Origin of the sequence: Pseudoalteromonas sp. KS88 (genome assembly GCF_004766475.1) — a bacterium.
Lineage (GTDB): Bacteria > Pseudomonadota > Gammaproteobacteria > Enterobacterales > Alteromonadaceae > Pseudoalteromonas.
In genome coordinates, this window is sequence record NZ_PYHV01000028.1 from 38,588 (window position 1) to 58,875 (window position 20,288).

Sequence of the window (20,288 nt, forward strand, 5' to 3'; positions counted from 1 at the left end):
CGATAAACCTACAGCAAAGGCCAACAGACCCTAGATATATTACCTGTTTTTACTACACTTAATTAAGAGTGCTTACTCCGATTAGGTAAGTTTCAACTTAATAAAATCTTAGTAAATACTAAGAAACTAGTAAACACTCAAGCAATACCTTAAAGACTCTTAAATTAGAGCTGGTGCAACAACACACAATAACGAGCAAACACATTAACTTATTGAGAACAGCTATGTCTTACCTGCGTCGATTTACAATTTTTCAGCGATTAGCGCTATTAGTATGCGTTGTTGTCATTGGTTTAATGTTGTTAAGTGTTACCACATTAACTCAGCAATACGATTCGTTGAAAACTGAGCAACACACTAAAACAAAAAACTTGGTTGAATCTGCGCACAGTATTTTTAGCCACTTTTACGCGCTACAACAAAGCGGGAAAATGAGTGAGCAACAAGCCAAACAAGCAGCGCTGAACGCATTAAAAGCACTGCGCTATGATGGGGATAACTATTTTTGGGTTAATGACTACACACCAAAAATGGTAATGCACCCTTTTAAACCAGAGCTCATTGGCAAGTCATTAAGTAATACTAAGGATCCTGATGGCGTATTGCTATTTGTTGACATGGTTAACTTAGTTAAAAAACAAGGTGAGGGGATCATTCCCTACAAATGGCCAAAACCTGGAGCCGATAAACCCATTGATAAAATTGCCTACGTTAAAGGCTTTCCCCCCTGGGAACTGATTGTAGGTTCTGGTGTTTACATTGACACAATAGATGAAGCTTTTGCACACCTTCGCAACTTAGTGATTATTAATGCAACTGTTATTATTTTACTGCTAATTGGGCTTAGTTACTTAATTGCTCGCAGCATTTTATTACCCACAAAACTTGCCGCCAACATGATGAAAGATATCTCTCAAGGTGAAGGCGATTTAACTCAAGCACTTAATGAGCAGGGTAATGATGAAGTTTCACGCCTTTCTCGCCACTTTAATTTATATACAAATAAAATGCGTGAATCACTCAAACATGTAGCCTTAAGTGCAAATAACGTAAATCAATATGCGCATAATATTGATGAGGCAAGCAAAACAAATTTATCATTCATCGAATTACAAAATGATAGCTCAACCCAAGTTGCAACCGCTATGGCGCAAATGACTAACCAAATACATGATGTGAGTCGCAATGCTGAAGCCGCAGAGCATGCCGCAGCCGAGGCGGCAACTAACGCATCTGATAGTAAAAATGTGGTGGCACAAACAATTAAAGCGATTGAAACGCTGTCACATCATATTGAAACAGTAAGCCAAGTAACAGCTGATTTGGCACAAGAGAGTAACAACATAGGATCGGTGCTTGATGTTATTCGTGGCATTGCTGAACAAACAAATCTACTGGCATTGAACGCAGCAATAGAGGCAGCTAGAGCTGGCGAGCAAGGTCGAGGGTTTGCTGTTGTTGCAGATGAAGTTCGAACGTTGGCCAGCCGAACAGGAAAAAGTACTGATGAAATTCAAACGATGATTGCAAAACTGCAAAAAGGCGCACAAGCGGCCGTTGACGCTGTAAACGCAAGCCAGCAACTATCCAGTCGCACTGTAGAACAGGTAGGTACTGCAAATATGTCTCTCTCTGAGATTGAGCGTCTTGTAACTGTAATTACAGACATGAACAGCCAAATAGCGCGGGCAACTGAACAACAGTCAAGTGCTGCGGATGAAGTAAATCTGCGAATTAACGAGCTATCGCAATCAACACAACAGTCATTACAAAACACGGCTCAACTATCTGATGCCAGTGATAATTTAAAGCACAGCAGCCAAGAGCTAAATGATGTCGTAAATCGTTTCAAATTGGATTAAAAAATTCAAGCAACAAAAAGCCCCGCCATGTTAATTAGCGGGGCTTTTTTCTTGCACGTACCTTACAAACAATAGCGTGCGAATAAGCTACTTAAACCTGCTGCTGTAGGTTTACCATGTTGCCAATCACCGCCTTCAACACCGCTACCAGCAATATCCATATGAACATATGGAATTGGATGAGCTGACTCACTGCCATGCTTATCTAACCCGCCAACTACCGCTAAAAATGCCATTGGAAATTGGTGGCCTCGGGCAGTGACCGCAGACGCTGCATTGTTACTTGATAACACATCATCAGCCAAAGTGCGTGGTTTGATAAAATCGTAATCTTCACGACGACTACGTGATACTTCAGCACCATCAGCCCATAAATCACCACAATCGGCTAGCTTACGAGACACATTAGCAACACGTGCAGGGCCATTTTCAACATAAGCACTGTAAGGCCCCATTGCACGGGCAGCATGACCTGTTAATGTTGCAACAGTGAATAGCTCAGGGTTAACTTCATTTTTAGCAAGATCTTTCATCTCACTTAATAAATCGCCCATCGCCAAGCGCCCTTCAGCATCGGTATTACCAATACGAACACGAACACCTTCACGGCTAGTAATAATTTCATCTGGGACAAAACAATCAGAGCCAATTGAGTTACGAACCACGGCTAAAAAGGCAATAACCTTAACGCCTTTTGGTTGAAAGTCAGCAACTGATTTCATAAAGCCTGCAACCGATGCTGCACCGCCTTTATCTCGACTCATGCCTGCCATGTATCCGCCAACTTTTAAATCTGCGCCGCCTGTATCGTAAACCAAACCTTTACCAACGAACATCAACGTGCGGGTAACTTCTCCCTCTGGAACATATTCAAGTTTGACTACTCGTGGGTGATGGCGCTCTACCGCATACGAGGCACGGGCAACCGTACTCATCATTGGGTAATCTTTATCAATCGCTTTGATATCTGAAATTACTTCGACATTTACGCTAGAGTCTTTAAATAAATCAACACAATAATCAGCAAACCTTGGCGGTGCCATACGCTCAGGTTCAGTACCACACAAATCACGTGCTGCGTATTGTCCCGCTGCAATAGCGTTAACGGCTTTAATCGTTTGTTCTGAGGCACCAAATAGCGCGATTTGTGTAATAGGCTCAATGCCCTCACCGTGGTGTTCACGCGCTTCAAGTGGTTGCCATAATGCTTGGCATGCACCTAAGTACGCAACTTCTAACGCGTATTGGTAACGAGTATCTTGGCTGGCTTGAGGAAGAAAAATAGCAGGTTTTTTACTACCAGACGCTTTTGCTTCATTGATAGCCAGTTTTGCTGCATCAAAATATCGACGTACATCATCATAGTCACGATTTAAAGGACCTGTTGGTGCTAAAATCACACGTTTAGAGTCAACAACAAGTAATGTTACTTTTTTACCTATGCGGGCATCAACAGCCATTTGAGCTTTAATTGCTTTACTCAAGTTAGGATCGTCTAGCTGTGAAAAGTCATCAGCAATAATAATAAGCGCATCGTGTTTAGCGTTATCTAATTGCGGGGCCGCAACTGCATGTGGGTATGCCATAAAAAAAGGTCCTGTTGTCAAAAAGCTTAGAACCTTATTATCATTTATTTAAGTACCTATTGCCAGTAATGTGAGATGAGTCAACACATCACTGGCAACTAAGTTTTACAGCTTAAACTGCCTGCTATTTACCAGATTTAAGTGCGTTATCGCGGCGGTGTTTTGCAATAACAGACCACGCTTCAAGCATTACGAACACACTGATCACCAGCACAACAACATCAAGTATCACAAGTAGCCAATTACCTTGCTGGTAATATTCGCCTAATTTGATAACACCGGCGAAGAATGCCATAACTAAAACAAAGCTCATTGGGATCAGAGTATATCGCGCAGGGCGATTAGCTTTAATTAGAATTACAGAGATAACCAATAAAGTTAAACTTGCTAAAATTTGATTCGTCGAACCAAATAGAGGCCATATAATCATCCCCCCGCTTCCGCTGGCGCCACCTGCACCAAACGCGAGTAATAAGCAGCTCAAAACAGCAATGAGTGTTGCTATCACACCATTTTTAATCACTTTTATGTTATAGATATCGCCCCACTCTTGGATAATATAACGCTGTAAACGAACGCCAGAATCCATTGTAGTACCAGCAAATAACACCACCATAACAGCAAGCAATGTTGACGCTATTTCGTTGGATATCCCCCAACCGCTTTCAATCAAATTTGCGCCACCATTAACAAATGCTCCCACACTACCAGCCCCTAGGTGGCTGTATATTTCATGCCACTCCTCAGGTGATACCGCTAAGGCAACACCACTGACAGCCACCAGCGTGATTAATGCAAGCATACCTTCACCAACCGCACCTAAATAGCCTACAAAGCGACCATCAGTCTCTTTATTTAATTGTTTAGAGCTCGTTCCTGATGACACAATGCCGTGAAATCCAGAAACCGCACCACAGGCAATGGTCACAAATAACAGCGGAATAATACTCGGGGTATCCATGGCTGTTTGCGTATTAAATGCAGGTGCCGTGATATCTGGCATAGATACAAATACAGCTCCGTATAACAGCACCAAGCCAACAAGCAATTGCATGCCATTAATAAAGTCACGTGGTTGCAATAACATCCAAACAGGTAATAAAGACGCTATCGCAGCGTAAATAAATAAGATAATTATCCAGTTTGCATTCGCAGATAAACCGAACAATTCATCTGGTAACATAATGGGCATGCTACTGCCTAAATAGATGGTGTAGTACAAGATCCCAACGCCAATAAAACACAATGGAATAAGCGATACTTTCTTGCGCAGTAGCTGACCTATAACAAGCGCTACCACAATGGCTGACCATGCAGGAAACACAGCATTAGGGCTGTTAATGAACGACTTGGCAATGACCACGCCAAATACGGCATTAACCATCAACAATACAAGGAAAACAACAATCATAAACAAAGCACGAGTACGTTTGCCTATAACTGACTCTGAGAGTGCTCCCATGGATTTACCTTTATTGCGCGCACTTGCCCACAAAGCACCCATATCATGCACACCGGCGAAAAATATGGTACCAAACACAACCCATAGCACTGCAGGCACCCAGCCCCAGTAAACAGCAATAGCGGGCCCTACAATTGGTGCGGCTCCGGCAACGGAGGTAAAATGATGCCCCCAAAGAACGACTTTGTTTGTTGGCACATAATCCACACCATCTTCTAACTCATGCGCGGGTGTGACAAAATTGTCGTCCATTTTGAAAATCTTCTCGGCGATAAATTTAGAATAAACAAACCAACCAAAAAGCATTCCAACCATACCCAGCAGTACAATTACGACTGATTGCATAGCATTCTCTCTTATAATTAAAATTGATATACCCGTGTGTGCACACAATACAAGCAAGGTTGAGTGCGGCGCGTTATTTTGACAGCAAATTTAAAAAAGATAATCATCCATTAAATTAGCAAATCGGTTATATACGTTTTAAAAAACACGTTACCTAATTGTATTTATTACTTTAAAAAGACAGGTGACCACTTACTCGTAGCAAGGTTTATTCCCCACTGTGTTAAAGCTTTCAACCTGATTTTTTGAAGCGACACAATAGAATTATGTTCAATCTACACCCTAACAATAATTCCCTTATTCTGACTCTAAACCTTTAGTCTAATATGCTTAACTGTAGGTGCTGTTGTGGTTCGCTTTTGATACCAACTCCAATCCCTAGTAGCCTCACTGGCTGCTGGTTTCCACGCTCATATGCTTTAGTTAACAGCTCACTCAAGATGCCTGAGTTAAGTTGGTGAGATGCCTGATCTGCTGACGTTACTACAAAGTTTGCGAACTTTACTTTTACGCTTAATTTATTAATTTGCTGCTCTAACTGCTGTTTAGCTAACCGACGGGTTAACTCCTCTAATAACGAAGGTAATTGCTCTAAACACTCTTGTAAGCTGGTTTTGTTGTATTCATAAGTATGTTCAACACTTAGCGATTTTCTAACCCGCTCTGTTGATACTGTGCCAATGTGTAACCCCGCACACTTTTGGTACAGCGATACACCAAAGTTACCCACATGCTGTTGCATCCAGTTAACCCCTTTTTCGCATACATCAGCCCCGGTATATAACCCTTTTAAATTAAGCTTCTCTAATGTGACCTTACCAACGCCGGGGATTTTTCCAAGTGGCAGGGTTGCTAAAAAGTCGTCTACATTTTCTGGTAGCACAACACATTGACCATTTGGTTTATTTTCATCACTGGCAATTTTGGCAATAAACTTAATTGGTGCAATTCCAGCAGAGGCGGTTAACCCCGTCGTTGCAAATATATCTGCTCTAATTTGTTGCGCAATTAACGTAGCGCTGCCTTTACATGCCGTGCTATCGGTCACATCAAGGTATGCCTCATCTAATGATAGAGGTTCTATTAGGTGAGTATAGTCTTGGAATATCGCGCGGATTTGCTTAGATATCTCTTTATATACGTGCATGCGCCCTGGTACGATAACTAAATCAGGGCATAATTGTTTTGCATGGTAGTTTGACATTGCCGAGCGTACGCCATATTGCCGAGCAATATAATTTGCGGTCGAGAGCACCCCTCTGCGGCTTTTTCCCCCTATCGCCAAGGGAACATTCGCAAGCGATGGGTTATCTCGCATCTCAACGGCCGCATAAAAGCAATCCATGTCGATATGAATAAACTTTTTCATTCCCCTAAACCAAACAACTGTATATATGAACAGCTATTATTAATTAAGTTTTATTGATTAGCAAGTTTGTTAATGTGACTGAGGGCTAGGGGATTTTTTTGCGTGTAAGCAACTTATGACCAAACAACCAAAAAACACCCTCAAGTACAAAACCAAGCGCAACCAAAATAATAGCCCCTGACGCATTGCCCATTGCATAGCAAGTTAATGACAAGCAAATCAAAATGAATAAAGCACTCCACTTAAGGGCTTTCCTTGTAATCGATTGCATAATCAACTCCTTCACGTCCATCATTAATTAAATATAGGGGTGTTTTATAAAAACTCTAATCTCCTTGAGCTAAAAGCGCCATATTGCTAACCTAACGATTCTTTAAATTAATAGAGCTTTGCTATGCAATCGTTTATAGAACAATACCCTATCCACACTAAAATAAATGTAGCGTGGGGTGAAATGGATGCCCTGCAACACGTGAACAACGTGGTATATTTTCGTTACTTTGAAACCGCTCGCATTGACTTCTTTAATCAAGTAAACCTTCTCGAAGACCTACAAATAACGGGTATAGGGCCTGTGATCAGCGAAAATAATGCTCGCTATAAACGCCCGGTAACATTTCCTGATACCGTACTTGTCGGTGTAACAATCAGCGATATTAAAGCTGATCGTTTTATGATGCACTACACTGTTTTTAGTCAGCAACAAAATGCCATAACAACCGTTGGATCATCACAAGTCGTTATGTTTAATTTTAAAACAGGTAAAAAAGCCACCTTAAGTGACCCGCTCATCGAGGCGCTAAAAACTTACTCGCAAGAATAAAAGGAATAGCCATGTTATATAGTCCATTAGGTAGAAGTGGAGTCAATGTTTCTCGCGTATGTTTAGGAAGTATGACTTGGGGCTTGCAAAATTCACAAGCTGATGCAGATGAGCAAATAGCCTATGCATTGGCCAACGGTGTTAACTTTATTGACACCGCAGAGATGTATGCGGTGCCACCTTCTGCTGAGACCTATGGCAAAACGGAAGCCATCATCGGTGATTGGGTGTCACGAAATAAAGCCAAACGTGATGATATTGTGATTGCGACTAAAATTGCGGGTAATGGCTTACCTTGGGTAAGAGAAGGCGGTGATATTACTCGCCAATCCGTTATTGATGCTGTTGAGGACTCACTCAAACGCTTAAAAACCGATGTAATCGATTTATACCAATTACACTGGCCAAATCGCTCGACGCCACACTTTGGCCGTCATTTTCCGGGCACAATTCGCTTTAGTGATGCAGACACCGAACAAAATACTGCCAGCATGCTCGATATTCTTGAGGGATTAAATGACTGTGTAAAAGCAGGAAAAATTAAGCACTGTGGCCTGTCTGATGATACCCCTTGGGGAATTAGCCAATTTTTACGCCTAAGTGATGAGCATAACTTGCCACGTATGGTGTCTATTCAAAACGAATTTAGCCTTATTCATGGCAAAGATTGGCCTTACTTAATAGAACAATGCATTCATGAAGATGTTGCCTACCTTCCCTGGTCTGCGCTTGGTGGCGGCATGCTCAGTGGTAAATATCAAAATGGCGCTCGCCCTGGTGGTAGTCGCTGGACAATATCGCAGCGTAATGGTTTATTCCGTAATACCCAAGCATCAGAGCAAGCAATCAACCATTATATGGAGATTGCCAAGCAACTAGGCATTACATCTGCACAATTAGCCCTTGCATGGTGTAATCAAGTTGACGGTGTATCATCAACAATCATTGGTGCCACCAGCATGGCGCAGCTTAAAGAAAATATAGATGCGTTTAATATTCAACTAAGCGAACAAACGTTAGATGATATTGCACACGTATACCAGCAATACCCTGTCCCTTTTTAATACATACTATTGAAAAAACAATGAGCTGCTAATGGTTAATCATTAGCAGCTCATTAAAAACCTTCTATAATTAATTCGAGAATTAACAACTTAGTTGGGGTTTATCAATGAATAAATGGTGGTACAGGAAAAGCGCAGCGCTCTTATTACTATGGATACCAGGTACACTTGCTGACACCGCTAGCACGATAAAAGAAATTACGTGGCTGCAAAGTGCGACCCCTCCCTTTCACCTAAATAAAACGAAACTCAATCCGCACGGCGGGTTATGTGACAATCTTATCGAGCAGTTGATAGAGTACTTGCCATCACTCAAACACACCCGGATTGTGATGCCACAAAAGCGCATAGGAAAAAATTTAGACGAAGGTAGAAATGTGTGTTTCCCATGCATGATTCATCGGACCAAAGATACCGCCAGAGCAACCTATTCAATACCCACTGCGGTATACCCACCCTTTCGTATTATTACCACAACCAAAAACGCCACTAAAATAAATAAAAAACATGGCCAGCCAGTGAAGCTAGTCAACTTGCTTATTGATCCCGAATTTGTGTTTGGCCAAAGTGCAGCGAGAAAATTCACCCCTAAACTAAATGAGATAGCAAGAAATACGCAGGTATATAATTCAGCGTCTTTAAGCTGGAGCAGTGAAAATGAATCTAAAACAGTTATTTCACGGATTAATCATGGTTATATAGACTACACAATTGATTACCCATTTATGGCTGATTACTTTAACCGTGAAAATAAACTCAACAGAATTGTCTCTTTAAATTTTGAAGCAAATCAAGCGCCCTTTGTAATGGGTGCTGTTGGTTGTTCATCAAGTGCACCAAATGGGTTTGCCCAACAAGCTATAAAAAAAATAAATAAGGTACTAACGCAAAAGATACTTCCTTCAAAAACCTACCAACAGGGCCAGCACTTTTGGTTAGAAAACTCATTTAGTAATTTTAATCAAATTTACCAGCAAAATATATTAGGGTCTGTTGACCTTTCAAGGTTAAATTTGCAGCAGTCTGTTTGGTATTTAGGCAAGGCAGCGCCTATGTGGTGTGGTTATTCCCCATAAATAGGCGATAACGCAGCATCAATGCCAAACAGGCGCTGCCCTTCGGGTTCAGCCTAGGGGCGATTTACTCTTTGTTACCTACATGGATGTAGGTAAGGGGCGTTAGCAGGACGCGGTAGCTTTGCTCGGTTTTGACTTAGCCCACTAGGTTACAAACCTCGCGCCGCGATTAAACCGCCCCTAGTTTGAACAAATTTTAATCCGCAAAGGTCAACAGACCCTAGCTAAACCGCCAGCCAAGATACTTCAATAAGCAACTGGTCTGCACACATTATACTCGCTTTAAAAGCGTCTCCGGCAATTACCCTGCCTACACCAGCTGGCGTGCCAGTCATAATTATATCGCCGTCATTCAAGGTCATGAACTCACTTATTTGCGTTAAAATATTTGATGGCTTGTAGAGCATCAACTCGACGTTACCTTGCTGCTGAAGATGGTCATTAATAATTAACGAAAGGTTTAATCCAGCGATATCATCTTGCTCTATTGGTACAAAATGACTAAACAAAGCAGAGCCATCAAATGCTTTGGCTCGCTCCCACGGTAAACCTTTTGCTTTTAGTTTGGATTGTAAGTCACGTTTAGTGAGATCTAACCCTACCCCCACCTCAGCTAGGCGGCCTTGTTGTATTTTAAAACAAATTTCAGTCTCAAAATGTAAAGGTTCGCCATTATGCTCACTCAACAATTGAGTCGCAATCGCCGTGTTTGGCTTATTAAACACCACCATCTGGTCGGCTATTTGATTGCCCAACTCGTTAATATGATCAACATAATTTCGTCCAACACAGACAATCTTTGAGGGGGCTAACGATAAAGATGGGGTCATTTTAAACAGCCTTTATTTAGAGTTTAAACGTGTTATTTCATTTTCCAATCACAGTAGCACAGAACTTAATGTTTTTCATCAATGAGTTAGCATGGAAAAATAGAATATACAGGATGTGAATAGTCAAAAAGCAGGTGCTAATGGGCTAAGCACCTGCTAAAAGGGATTGAGCTGGTTTTACTGGCAAGTTATTGCAGAGGAAGTCTCACGATTAGTGTGAATACTTAATTTAGCAATTGATACACGCCAATCTGCAGACGTACTTATTTGCCAAGGTGAGAATACCTGAGATAAGTTAACACCTTGATCTGCAAAGCACGCTAAATCTATGTTCAGGGTTTGCCAACCATTTTGCCCCTTAAGCTGCTCTGAAATATCAAATTTCCCCTGGCAGTCATCGCCACATTGCATACCAAGCCAAAGCGGCGCATCAGCAGCCTGATCAACTTTAATTTGCATCTGCAGTTGACCTGACTTCTCAACGTATGAGCGCAAGTCTGATGGAAATGCAGCCATCAAACGCACAGCAGCGATTTCATTGCCTGTAAAACTGATTGCTCGAGCATCTTCTTGTACATCTTTATCAAACGTTTTAACACTGACAGCACCTACAGACTCACGACTACTAGCCATGGTCTTTTTTTGCTCTGCGCTTTGTAACACAAGGCTCCACGGCGATTTAACTGCACGCTCAAACATCACTAAATCTTCAAGTTGTTGTGATGATTGGCTTTGCTCTGCAAGGTCATCACTGAGCGTGTTTTTGTCTGAATACGTCAAACCAAACCCGTATGGCAACAATGGGGTGTAGTCTTCATCGCCACGGTTGTGATTATCCACTGGATTATTGGGCCAAGAAAACGATAATTTGCCTTTAAAGTCGTAATTTACAGAGCCCTCAGCGTGCGAAAATAACACATCACTAATAGCATCTCCTTCTGTCCCAGGTAACCAAGTTGCTACAAAAGCATCACTGGCATTTAATTCAGCGTTTACCCACATTGGTCGCCCGCTTATGAATAAAGACACAACGGGAGTTCCCTTGTCTTTTAACTTACGTAATAAAGCTAAATCGGTTTTATTACCACGTTGATACTCAAGGTTATCTAAATCACCATTACCTTCTGCATATGGCTGTTCACCAAATACCACAATTGCAACATCTGGACGGGTATTAAACTCACCATTTAAGTCATACTGAACTTGCCCGCCTGCCTGCAAAACGGTGTGTTTAATACCATCCAAAATTGACGTACCACCTGGAAAGTCACTATTTTCATTGCCCGTTCCCTGCCAAGTAATACTCCAACCGCCGGATTGCATTCCGATATTATCAGCCCCAAGGCCTGCTACAAGCACATTCCCCTTAGGTGATAGAGGCAGCAATTGCTGCTTATTCTTAAGTAGAACAAGTGATTCACGAACAGCTTGTTTTGCGATTTCACGATGCTCTGCGCTCCCGATCACTTCTGTTTTACCTGACAATGGACGTTTTGCTGGGCTTGGTTTGTCAAATAAGCCTGCTCGCATTTTTACACGTAAAACACGGGTAACTGCATCATCAATACGTGATTGCGCAATGGTGCCATTTTTGACTTGTTTAATTAGGTTTTCATATAAGGGTTTCCATGCATCTGTTGGAACCATATATACGTCTAAGCCTGCATTAGCGGCTTGGGCACAGTCGCCGTTGGTGCACCCAGGGATTTGTCCATGACCATTCCAATCGCCAACAACGAATCCATCGAACCCCATTTTCCCTTTGAGTACATCTGTAAGGAGGTACTTACTGCCATGTATTTTTTCACCATGCCAGCTATTAAACGATGCCATAACCGTTTGCGCACCCGCGCTTAAGCCACCTACGTACCCTTGCGCGTGAATAGCAAACAAATCCGCTTCACTGTCTATATTATTACCTTGATCATCACCGCCTTGCGTACCACCATCACCCAAAAAGTGTTTAACTGTGCTGATCACACGTCTATCTGATAAAAAGTCTTCGTCTGTAGCGCCTTGCAAGCCTTTTACAATTGCCGCAGAGTACGATTTAACTATCTGAGGATCTTCAGAGTATCCTTCATAAGTACGGCCCCAGCGATCATCTCGCACTACAGCAACAGTAGGTGCAAATACCCAATCAATGCCCGTTACCATTACTTCTTGTGCTGTAGCTGCTGCTATTTTCTCAACTAACTCGGGGTTATTTGTCGCCCCTAAGCCAATGTTATGTGGAAATAGCGTCGCACCGATGACATTATTGTGTCCATGCACAGCATCGGTTCCCCACATAGTTGGGATACTGATACCATCTAATGAATCATCAACCGAAGCTTGATACATTTTTTCAGCTAAATCTATCCAGTCAGCAGCTGAGGCATGTTTATTATTATTAGGGAAAGCTCCCCCGCCGTTTAAATATGAACCAAAGCCGTATTTACGCATATCTTCAACCGTAATATCACGGATTTCAGGCTGAATCATTTGTGCTATTTTTTGCTCTAATGTCATGCTCGACAGCAGTTTGGCTATTTTAGCTTCCATGTCGGCATCGTCTTTAATACCCGTTGAAATGGTGGGCCAAATTTGTAAATCACTATTCTCGTTTCCAGATTTAGTATCAGGGCCAGAACAGCCGTTCATCGCAATTGTCGCTATTAGTAGCGCCGATAGTGTGAATGGTTTATTTAAAGTCATGGTTTGCACCTAATTATTGTTGACGAGTTGAAGAAACCTTTGAGCCTGATAGCGCAAAGTAGGTGATGTAAAGGTAACAAACAATAGGCAGCATCAATGCTAATTGCACACCCATGTTATCTGCTAATACACCTTGCAGCAGCGGCACGATAGCCCCACCAACAATTGCTAGACATAAAATCCCCGAACCCTGAGATGTATATTTACCTAAGCCTTGTAATGCCAAGCTAAAGATTGTCGGGAACATTATTGAATTACATAAGCCAACTAATAAAATAGCCCACATAGCTAATGAGCCCTGTCCAGTCATAGCAATCAGAATAAACACAACAGCTAATAATCCATGGCAAGCCAGTACTATATGCGCATTTACTTTTTGCATTATAGCCGCGCCGGCAAAACGCCCAATCATTGCCCCTGCAAAATAATAACTAATATAATGTGCAGCCTGTTGTTCGCTGAGCGCTGCAATATGGTCAAGAGTTAAAAAGCCCACTAAAAAGCTACCAATAGCAACCTCTGCTCCGACGTACACAAAAATACCTATCGCACCAAGAATAAGGTGGCGATACTGCCAAACGCTGCCTAAATCTACAAAGTTATCATCTGGTTGAACATGTTCTTGAGAATCGCTTTTGCCTAATTTAGGAAGTTTTAGAAAAGCAAAAATGACAGCTAATATTAGTAAGCTCGCAGCTAGGATTAAATAAGGCAGTTTAACTTGCTCAGCTGTGGCTTGGCTTATTTCACTAAGAATCAACCAACCACCAAAGATAGGGGCAACAGTTGTGCCTAATGAGTTAAACGCTTGTGTCATTGTGAGTCGCGAGGAAGCTGTTTTAGAACTTCCCAATACACTAACATATGGATTAGCTGACACTTGTAAAATTGTTATACCACAGGCTAATACAAACAATGCGAATAAGAACAGTTCATAAACATGTGCATCAGCGGCTGGATAAAACAGTGCACAGCCTATTGCTGCAACTATTAACCCAACAACAATGCCATATTGGTAACCAATTTTACTGACCAGTTTACCTGCGGGAATAGACATCACGAAGTAGGCGCCAAAAAAGCAAAACTGCACCAACATGGCCTGTGTGTAAGAAAGCGAAAACATGCCCTTCAAATAGGGGATTAAAATGTCGTTTAAACATGTAATGAAACCCCACATAAAGAATAAGGTGGTTAACGACGCAAGAGCAAATGTTTGCTTCGGCATCGCCTGAGTGTCATTGTGTTGATGTGTTGTCAAAGGCGCTTGTGCCATAATATATCTCTAATTATTAATAATTATCAGTTGATTGCCCCTAGTTATGCACTTTTCCAAGCATTTAAAAAGTAAATAATAGTTGCAACATAAAATGTAAGCGCTTACATTTATACCATATAAAATTTATTTATCAATTTATTTACAATAATATTGTAAGCGCTTACATAAACTCGTTATGATGTGTTTTATCTAATGCGCATTGCCACTAAAAGTAAGAGGATATCCCTAGTCGTGTATAAAACAATCTCTTTACCTAAGCAATCTGCAATGCTAAAGCCATCGTTCACTTTTGGTGTTGCTACTGCCTCATTTCAAATTGAAGGGGCCCGTGACTCACGCCTTGCATCCATTTGGGATACTTTTTGTGCTAAGCCCAATACCATTGCAGACCAAAGCAATGGCGATAAAGCATGTCAGCATGTTCAATACTGGCAACAAGATGTTGAGATGATAGCCGATTTAGCCGTGGATGCTTATCGCCTCTCCATCTCATGGCCGCGTGTAATAAACCAAGATGGTAGTGTGAACCAACAAGGCATCACGTTTTACCGTGAACTATTAACAGCATTAAAAGCACGTAACATCAAAACTTACGTCACTTTATATCACTGGGATCTGCCTCAATACTTGGAAGATGCGGGGGGCTGGCAAAGCCGTGATACAGCGCATGCGTTTGCTGCATATACAGACATAGTGAGCCACGCACTAAGTGGGTTAGTTGATTCATATGCAACATTAAACGAACCTTTTTGCAGCGCCTATTTAGGGTATGAAATTGGTGTTCATGCTCCTGGAATTAAAAACCAAAAGGCCGGACGACAAGCAGCCCATTACTTATTGCTAGCTCATGGTTTAGCAATGAAAGTGTTACGTAAAAATTGCCCCAATGTTGAAGCCGGCATCGTTTTAAACTTTAGCCCCGCTTATCCACTTACTGAAGATGATGCACCCGCGGCACAACGTGCTGATGAATACCACAATCAATGGTACATAAAGGCTGTGCTAGAAGGGCAATACCCGTCACTTTTAAATGAATTACCTGTTGCTGCACAACCGATTATCGCACCAGATGACATGGCAATTATTAGCCAGTCGATTGATTTTATTGGGGTGAATTACTACACTCGAATACATTATAAAAAAACAGCTGGTAACTGGTTTGAAGAAGTTGCATTACCCGATGTTGCCGTCACGGATATGGGCTGGGAAATATATCCACAAGGTTTAACTGAACTTTTAATCTCATTAAATAAGTTATACACCTTGCCTAAGATTTATATCACTGAAAATGGTGCAGCTATGGCTGATACTTGCCAAAATAATCAAGTGCTAGATTATGACCGTGTCAGTTATTATCACACCCATTTGAATGCCGTTGACGACGCGATTAAACAAGGCATTGACGTACAAGGTTATTTTGCTTGGAGTCTCATGGATAACTTCGAATGGGCATACGGTTATGAAAAACGCTTTGGTCTGGTTTATGTTGATTATATAACCCAGCAACGCACACTTAAAGAAAGTGCAAAACACTATCGCGCCCTATTAAAACAACGCTAAGAATCAATGAGAACCGGCTATGCTAACTAAAAAAGAAAAAATAGCCTATGGTTTAGGTGACACCGCGAGTAACATCATTTTTCAAACAGTGATATTATTTTTAACTTTTTTTTATACCGATATATTTGGTATTTCTCCTGCTGTAGTGGGTACTTTATTTTTAGTAGTTAGAGTTATAGATGCAATTACAGACCCGCTTATGGGCTCATTAACTGACTCAACTCGCACTCGTTATGGCAGTTATCGACCATACTTACTCTGGCTTGCTGTGCCTTTTGGGTTAATTAGCATTATCACTTTCACGACCCCCGATCTAAGTGATTCTGGCAAAGTTATCTATGCATTTATTACTTATACCTTACTAATGTTGGTTTATACCGCAATTAACATCCCCTACTCCGCACTTGGTGGTGTACTTAGCCGCGACCCAAATGAACGTGTCTCCATTCAGTCATACCGATTTGTATTTGGCATGCTTGGTGGCTTAATTGTTAGTGCGTGCACACTACCACTAGTGAGTTGGTTGGGCCAAGGTGACAACGCGTTAGGCTATCAACTTACCATGGTATTAATGAGCTGCCTTGGCGTTGTGTTGTTTCTTACTTGTTTTAAGTTTACCAAAGAGCGAGTGTGTGCAAGCCAGGCTATACGCCTCAATTTAAAGCAGCAAATGACAACACTTTGGAGAAATGGCCCCTTTAAAGTTCTTTGCTGTGCATCAGCTGTGCTGCTAACAAGCATGGTATTGCGAACAACGCTGGCTATTTACTACATAAAATATGTGCTGGGTGAAGGCGATTTAGTCACACAATTTGTAACCTTAGGAATGATAGGAAACATTTTAGGCTGCGCCTGTGCTCAGCCTTTAAGTAAATTTGTAGATAAGAAAACTGCCTACATTTACTTACAGTACATTTCTGCTGCTATAAGTTGTCTTGCGTTTTGGTTACCCAGTGACAGCCTAGTTCTTGCTTTTGGGGTTTATTTTTTATGGTGCTTTTTCACCCAAATGGCAACTCCATTATTATGGGCTAAAATGGCCGACACCATTGACTTTGGCCAATGGCAAGATGGCCAACGTTTAACTGGTCTTGTTTATGCTAGCGTTGTGTTTTTTATCAAACTTGGTCTAGCCCTTGGCGGTGCATTAGCAGGCTGGTTGCTGGCTTATTATGATTACCAAGCGAATACTGTACTTAGTGAAACAACTAAAAGTGGTATATTGATGTCATTCACGTTATATCCCGCTATTGGTAGTGTGCTTGTCGCCTTAATCATGAAAAGGTATATTCTTGATAATAAGACCGTAAGACAAATAAACGCTGATTTAGCAACAAGTAATAACACGTAAACAAATACCTAAAAGGAAAAACATGGCCACCATTTATGAGGTGTCAAAGCTTGCAGGGGTTTCTCTAGCGACTGTTTCGCGAGTAATGAACAACAATGCGAATGTCAGTGATACCACGCGAAAAAAAGTAACTTCGGCAATGAATGAGCTCGGCTATAGACCCAACTCAATTGCTCAATCGCTTGCTTCAAATTGCTCAAATAGCGTGGGTTTATTGGTATCTGAGTTGTCAGGCCCTTTTTATGGACCGATGATGGGCGGTATAGAAAATGTTTTTCGTAAGCAAAGTAAGCACGTTATCATCGCTGCAGGCCACAGTGATAAAGTACGTGAAGAGCAAGCAATAGAGTTTTTAATTAGCCGCAATTGCGATGGCTTAATTTTGCATGTTGAAGCCGTAAGCGATCAATATCTTATTGAGCTATCCAAAGGTAAAACACCCTTTGTTTTGCTCAACCGTTTTATTCCTGAATTAGCAGAGCGCTGTATTACTTTAAATAATAAGCGCGGTGGCTATTTAGCAGCAAAGTACGTTTTAGAGCAAGGGCACAAAAACATTGCCTATATAAGCGGCCCACTTTGGAAAAAAGATGCACAAGAGCGCCTGGCAGGCCACAAACAAGCCTTAAAAGAACACCATATACCATTTGATGAGCAACTACTGTATGAAGGTGACTTCATGGAGAGCGGGGGTGCACATGGCTATAAACACTTACATGCATCGGCGCGCACTTTTACAGCTTTAATTTGCGCAAACGATGAAATGGCAACAGGTGCCATGGCAATTGCACGCGAATTTGGTGTTGTGCTACCAGAAGCCCTTTCTATTATGGGATACGATAACGTGTTTTTCACTCGTCACGTTTTCCCACCATTAACAACAATAAATTACCCTATCAACGAAATGGGTCGCATGGCAGCTAACTGGATTTTAAGCGAGGTGTATCAAAAAACCACCCCTGTGCTACAAACCCTCTTTGAACCTGAACTTGTAATTCGCCAATCAATCGTCAATAAGGGTTGATAACAACGATAAGTTAATTGGTTTTAATAAGACCGACTCAATTTTAAGCTGTTCAATTTGTATAGGGTTAGGCTCTACGCCACTGACAATAACGCGTTCTATATGTGGGTAATCTTGCTTTATATGCTGAGCAAGCTCAAGCCCACTACCGTCTGGTAAATGCATATCGAGTAATGCTTTATCATACTGCGAATCTCTTTTGAGCATTGAAATACATTGCTCAAAACTGCGTGCAATAGCTGTGTTAACCCCTAAACTTTCCAATAATAACTGGGTTATTTGCGCAGCATCGGCATCATCTTCCACGAGTAAGAAACGGGGTAATACCTGGTCTGATTCATCTGATTTCTGCGTCTTGGGTAGCTCAGTTATATCGGCTTCTTTAGTTTGTGTTAGATACTCCTCTAAACACTGATAAAGATGGCTTGCGTCTACAGGTTTGCCAATCACTTCATTAAAGCCCAAAGCCGTCAATTCGCTTCTTATTCCCTTCATTGTGGCTGCGGTTAATGCAATGATAGCGCCTTTAAACCCTTGACGTCTGAGCTCTATGGTTGCCTCTTTCCCGCCCATTACAGGCATATGAATATCTAAAAATACAATATCAAAAGGCTTTCCCTCAGACCTTGCTTGTTCAACTTTATGCAACGCCTGTTTACCATTTTCAGCGTAAACAACATCAGCACCAGCAGAGGTCAACATGTGCCCCACAAGCATACGTAAATCACGTAAATCATCCACCACAAGTACGCGCCCTTCAACACGGCATGACGTCTCTTTTTGCTGCATGTTAGGAGTTAAATCAAGCTTTAAAACATGGCGTTGTACATTTTTTATATCACCAGGATACAACGAAATTGTGAATTCGGAGCCCTTACCGACAGTAGAATCGAGTGTAATTCCACCTCGCATATGACTAAGTAATTCAGAACAAATAGCTAAGCCAAGCCCGGCTCCACCTACTGCGCGCGATTCAACATCAGCAATTTGTTCAAATGGTTTAAATATTAATGCTTGTTTTTCCTCAGCAATTCCAAGGCCTGAGTCCTTGATACTAAAAAATAGCATCTCAGTGTCATCAACTTTTTCTGTCCATGCCCGTACGGTTATTTCACCTTGCTCAGTAAACTTAATCGCATTATTTATGATGTTTATTAAAATTTGCCTTAAACGCGTGGCATCAACATTAACCACAAGCGGCAGTGGCTCAAGTGACTCAAAGCGTAAACTTAGCCCTTTATCAAGAGCAGATACACGCATCAATGTGAAAACATCTGCCATTAAGCTATCTAAATTGACGTCGGTACAGGTTATTTCAAGTTTGTCGGCAGCTATTTTTGATAAATCGAGAACATCATTTAATAAACTCAACAAATGCCTGCCATTACGGTAAATAACGCCTAGCTCATTGCTCGCATACTCATTAAAATCACCCTGCATGAGTAATTCGGTATAGCCTAAAATAGACGAAAGCGGCGTGCGTAACTCATGACTTAAATGGGCTAAAAAGCGGTCTTTCGATCTATTTTCAGCCTCTGCTTTAAGGCGTTCAATCCGCTCATCTTCGATATCTCTTCGAGCCAAAGCATAACGGATAGAGCGAGCAAATCGACTGCTACTCATCTCATTTTTAACAAGGTAATCTACTGCGCCCGCATCCAATGCAGCTAAATCTAGGGCGTCATCTGATTGCCCTGTCAGCATTATAATTGGCCCATCAAAACCATTACTAAGCGCTTTCTTTAAAACCTCTAATCCATCTGATGCGCCAAGTCGATAATCAAGCAAACATATATCATGCCTGCTCTGAGAAAGTACTTCTACTGCAAGATGTGGTTCACTCACCCACTCAATATCAAAAGTATGTGAAGTAAGTTGCTCCAGATAGTCGCACGTTAGAATGTAATCATCTTCATCGTCTTCAACAAGTAATAGCTTCGTGGGCTTGTCTATCATAGCGCTT

15 protein-coding genes are annotated in these 20,288 nt (G+C 41.6%); 7 read left to right on the top strand and 8 right to left on the bottom strand.

Translation table 11 applies throughout. The features are described from left to right. Positions 1 to 224: 224 nt before the first annotated feature. The gene (locus tag C7Y70_RS17440) at positions 225 to 1,862 is read left to right on the top strand and encodes a methyl-accepting chemotaxis protein (protein ID WP_135476134.1); all 1,638 of its coding nucleotides are present in this window, start codon (positions 225 to 227) and stop codon (positions 1,860 to 1,862) included. A 62-nt stretch (positions 1,863 to 1,924) separates the two neighbouring features. Here C7Y70_RS17440 and C7Y70_RS17445 read toward each other — a convergent pair whose 3' ends face one another. The 4 genes from C7Y70_RS17445 to C7Y70_RS17460 all read right to left on the bottom strand — a co-directional run bounded on the left by C7Y70_RS17445 (position 1,925) and on the right by C7Y70_RS17460 (position 6,895). Then, complete coding sequence (locus C7Y70_RS17445) at positions 1,925 to 3,448, bottom strand: leucyl aminopeptidase family protein (RefSeq protein WP_135476136.1); 1,524 nt, start codon at positions 3,446 to 3,448, stop codon at positions 1,925 to 1,927. A 124-nt stretch (positions 3,449 to 3,572) separates the two neighbouring features. Further along, a complete protein-coding gene (locus C7Y70_RS17450) occupies positions 3,573 to 5,255 on the bottom strand; it encodes a carbon starvation protein A (protein WP_099296332.1) in 1,683 nt (560 codons plus the stop codon). A 316-nt stretch (positions 5,256 to 5,571) separates the two neighbouring features. Beyond that, positions 5,572 to 6,624 (bottom strand): DNA polymerase IV, encoded by a 1,053-nt coding sequence (dinB, locus tag C7Y70_RS17455; RefSeq protein WP_135476138.1) that lies wholly within the window; start codon positions 6,622 to 6,624, stop codon positions 5,572 to 5,574. 85 nt (positions 6,625 to 6,709) lie between these two features. Further along, complete coding sequence (locus C7Y70_RS17460; protein WP_135476140.1) at positions 6,710 to 6,895, bottom strand: hypothetical protein; 186 nt, start codon at positions 6,893 to 6,895, stop codon at positions 6,710 to 6,712. Between the two features lie 123 nt (positions 6,896 to 7,018). Between C7Y70_RS17460 and C7Y70_RS17465 the strand changes: the two genes are divergently transcribed. From C7Y70_RS17465 to C7Y70_RS17475, 3 genes are all read left to right on the top strand, one after another. Further along, complete coding sequence (locus C7Y70_RS17465; RefSeq protein ID WP_135476141.1) at positions 7,019 to 7,447, top strand: thioesterase family protein; 429 nt, start codon at positions 7,019 to 7,021, stop codon at positions 7,445 to 7,447. 11 nt (positions 7,448 to 7,458) lie between these two features. Next, on the top strand, positions 7,459 to 8,511 hold the full coding sequence (locus C7Y70_RS17470; RefSeq protein WP_099296328.1) for an aldo/keto reductase: 1,053 nt from the start codon (positions 7,459 to 7,461) through the stop codon (positions 8,509 to 8,511). Positions 8,512 to 8,618: 107 nt separating this feature from the next. After that, on the top strand, positions 8,619 to 9,587 hold the full coding sequence (locus tag C7Y70_RS17475; protein ID WP_210114676.1) for an ABC transporter substrate-binding protein: 969 nt from the start codon (positions 8,619 to 8,621) through the stop codon (positions 9,585 to 9,587). Positions 9,588 to 9,811: 224 nt separating this feature from the next. On the opposite strand, the gene C7Y70_RS17480 is transcribed toward C7Y70_RS17475, so the two are convergent. The 3 genes from C7Y70_RS17480 to C7Y70_RS17490 form a co-directional block, all read right to left on the bottom strand. Beyond that, on the bottom strand, positions 9,812 to 10,417 hold the full coding sequence (locus C7Y70_RS17480; protein WP_135476143.1) for a fumarylacetoacetate hydrolase family protein: 606 nt from the start codon (positions 10,415 to 10,417) through the stop codon (positions 9,812 to 9,814). Positions 10,418 to 10,594: 177 nt separating this feature from the next. Beyond that, positions 10,595 to 13,114 carry an exo 1,3/1,4-beta-D-glucan glucohydrolase gene (locus tag C7Y70_RS17485; RefSeq protein WP_135476145.1) on the bottom strand — a complete coding sequence of 840 codons (2,520 nt, stop codon included), beginning with the start codon at positions 13,112 to 13,114 and terminating at the stop codon, positions 10,595 to 10,597. 13 nt (positions 13,115 to 13,127) lie between these two features. Continuing rightward, the gene (locus C7Y70_RS17490) at positions 13,128 to 14,339 is read right to left on the bottom strand and encodes a sugar MFS transporter (protein WP_245321587.1); all 1,212 of its coding nucleotides are present in this window, start codon (positions 14,337 to 14,339) and stop codon (positions 13,128 to 13,130) included. A 318-nt stretch (positions 14,340 to 14,657) separates the two neighbouring features. Here C7Y70_RS17490 and C7Y70_RS17495 point away from each other — a divergent pair, with 318 nt between their 5' ends. The 3 genes from C7Y70_RS17495 to C7Y70_RS17505 are packed head-to-tail and all read left to right on the top strand — an operon-like array spanning position 14,658 to position 18,325. Then, positions 14,658 to 15,950: a GH1 family beta-glucosidase gene (locus tag C7Y70_RS17495; protein WP_167850845.1), complete on the top strand. Its 1,293-nt coding sequence runs from the start codon at positions 14,658 to 14,660 to the stop codon at positions 15,948 to 15,950. Between the two features lie 19 nt (positions 15,951 to 15,969). Continuing rightward, a complete protein-coding gene (locus C7Y70_RS17500; protein WP_135476151.1) occupies positions 15,970 to 17,301 on the top strand; it encodes a glycoside-pentoside-hexuronide (GPH):cation symporter in 1,332 nt (443 codons plus the stop codon). A 22-nt stretch (positions 17,302 to 17,323) separates the two neighbouring features. After that, complete coding sequence (locus C7Y70_RS17505; RefSeq protein ID WP_135476153.1) at positions 17,324 to 18,325, top strand: LacI family DNA-binding transcriptional regulator; 1,002 nt, start codon at positions 17,324 to 17,326, stop codon at positions 18,323 to 18,325. On the opposite strand, the gene C7Y70_RS17510 is transcribed toward C7Y70_RS17505, so the two are convergent. Next, positions 18,305 to 20,281 (bottom strand): response regulator, encoded by a 1,977-nt coding sequence (locus tag C7Y70_RS17510; protein WP_135476155.1) that lies wholly within the window; start codon positions 20,279 to 20,281, stop codon positions 18,305 to 18,307. The genes C7Y70_RS17505 and C7Y70_RS17510 overlap by 21 nt on opposite strands. Positions 20,282 to 20,288 lie beyond the last annotated feature (7 nt).

Excerpts from the sequence above, each read along its gene's own strand:
- C7Y70_RS17500 (WP_135476151.1), top strand. The coding sequence starts at position 15,970 with ATGCTAACTAAAAAAGAAAAAATAGCCTATGGTTTAGGTGACACCGCG.
- C7Y70_RS17440 (WP_135476134.1), top strand. The coding sequence starts at position 225 with ATGTCTTACCTGCGTCGATTTACAATTTTTCAGCGATTAGCGCTATTA.
- C7Y70_RS17495 (WP_167850845.1), top strand. The coding sequence starts at position 14,658 with ATGCTAAAGCCATCGTTCACTTTTGGTGTTGCTACTGCCTCATTTCAA.
- C7Y70_RS17460 (WP_135476140.1), bottom strand. The coding sequence starts at position 6,895 with ATGCAATCGATTACAAGGAAAGCCCTTAAGTGGAGTGCTTTATTCATT.
- C7Y70_RS17505 (WP_135476153.1), top strand. The coding sequence starts at position 17,324 with ATGGCCACCATTTATGAGGTGTCAAAGCTTGCAGGGGTTTCTCTAGCG.
- C7Y70_RS17490 (WP_245321587.1), bottom strand. The coding sequence starts at position 14,339 with ATGCCGAAGCAAACATTTGCTCTTGCGTCGTTAACCACCTTATTCTTT.
- C7Y70_RS17510 (WP_135476155.1), bottom strand. The coding sequence starts at position 20,281 with ATGATAGACAAGCCCACGAAGCTATTACTTGTTGAAGACGATGAAGAT.
- C7Y70_RS17470 (WP_099296328.1), top strand. The coding sequence starts at position 7,459 with ATGTTATATAGTCCATTAGGTAGAAGTGGAGTCAATGTTTCTCGCGTA.
- dinB (WP_135476138.1), bottom strand. The coding sequence starts at position 6,624 with ATGAAAAAGTTTATTCATATCGACATGGATTGCTTTTATGCGGCCGTT.
- C7Y70_RS17475 (WP_210114676.1), top strand. The coding sequence starts at position 8,619 with ATGAATAAATGGTGGTACAGGAAAAGCGCAGCGCTCTTATTACTATGG.
- C7Y70_RS17465 (WP_135476141.1), top strand. The coding sequence starts at position 7,019 with ATGCAATCGTTTATAGAACAATACCCTATCCACACTAAAATAAATGTA.
- C7Y70_RS17485 (WP_135476145.1), bottom strand. The coding sequence starts at position 13,114 with ATGACTTTAAATAAACCATTCACACTATCGGCGCTACTAATAGCGACA.
- C7Y70_RS17480 (WP_135476143.1), bottom strand. The coding sequence starts at position 10,417 with ATGACCCCATCTTTATCGTTAGCCCCCTCAAAGATTGTCTGTGTTGGA.
- C7Y70_RS17450 (WP_099296332.1), bottom strand. The coding sequence starts at position 5,255 with ATGCAATCAGTCGTAATTGTACTGCTGGGTATGGTTGGAATGCTTTTT.
- C7Y70_RS17445 (WP_135476136.1), bottom strand. The coding sequence starts at position 3,448 with ATGGCATACCCACATGCAGTTGCGGCCCCGCAATTAGATAACGCTAAA.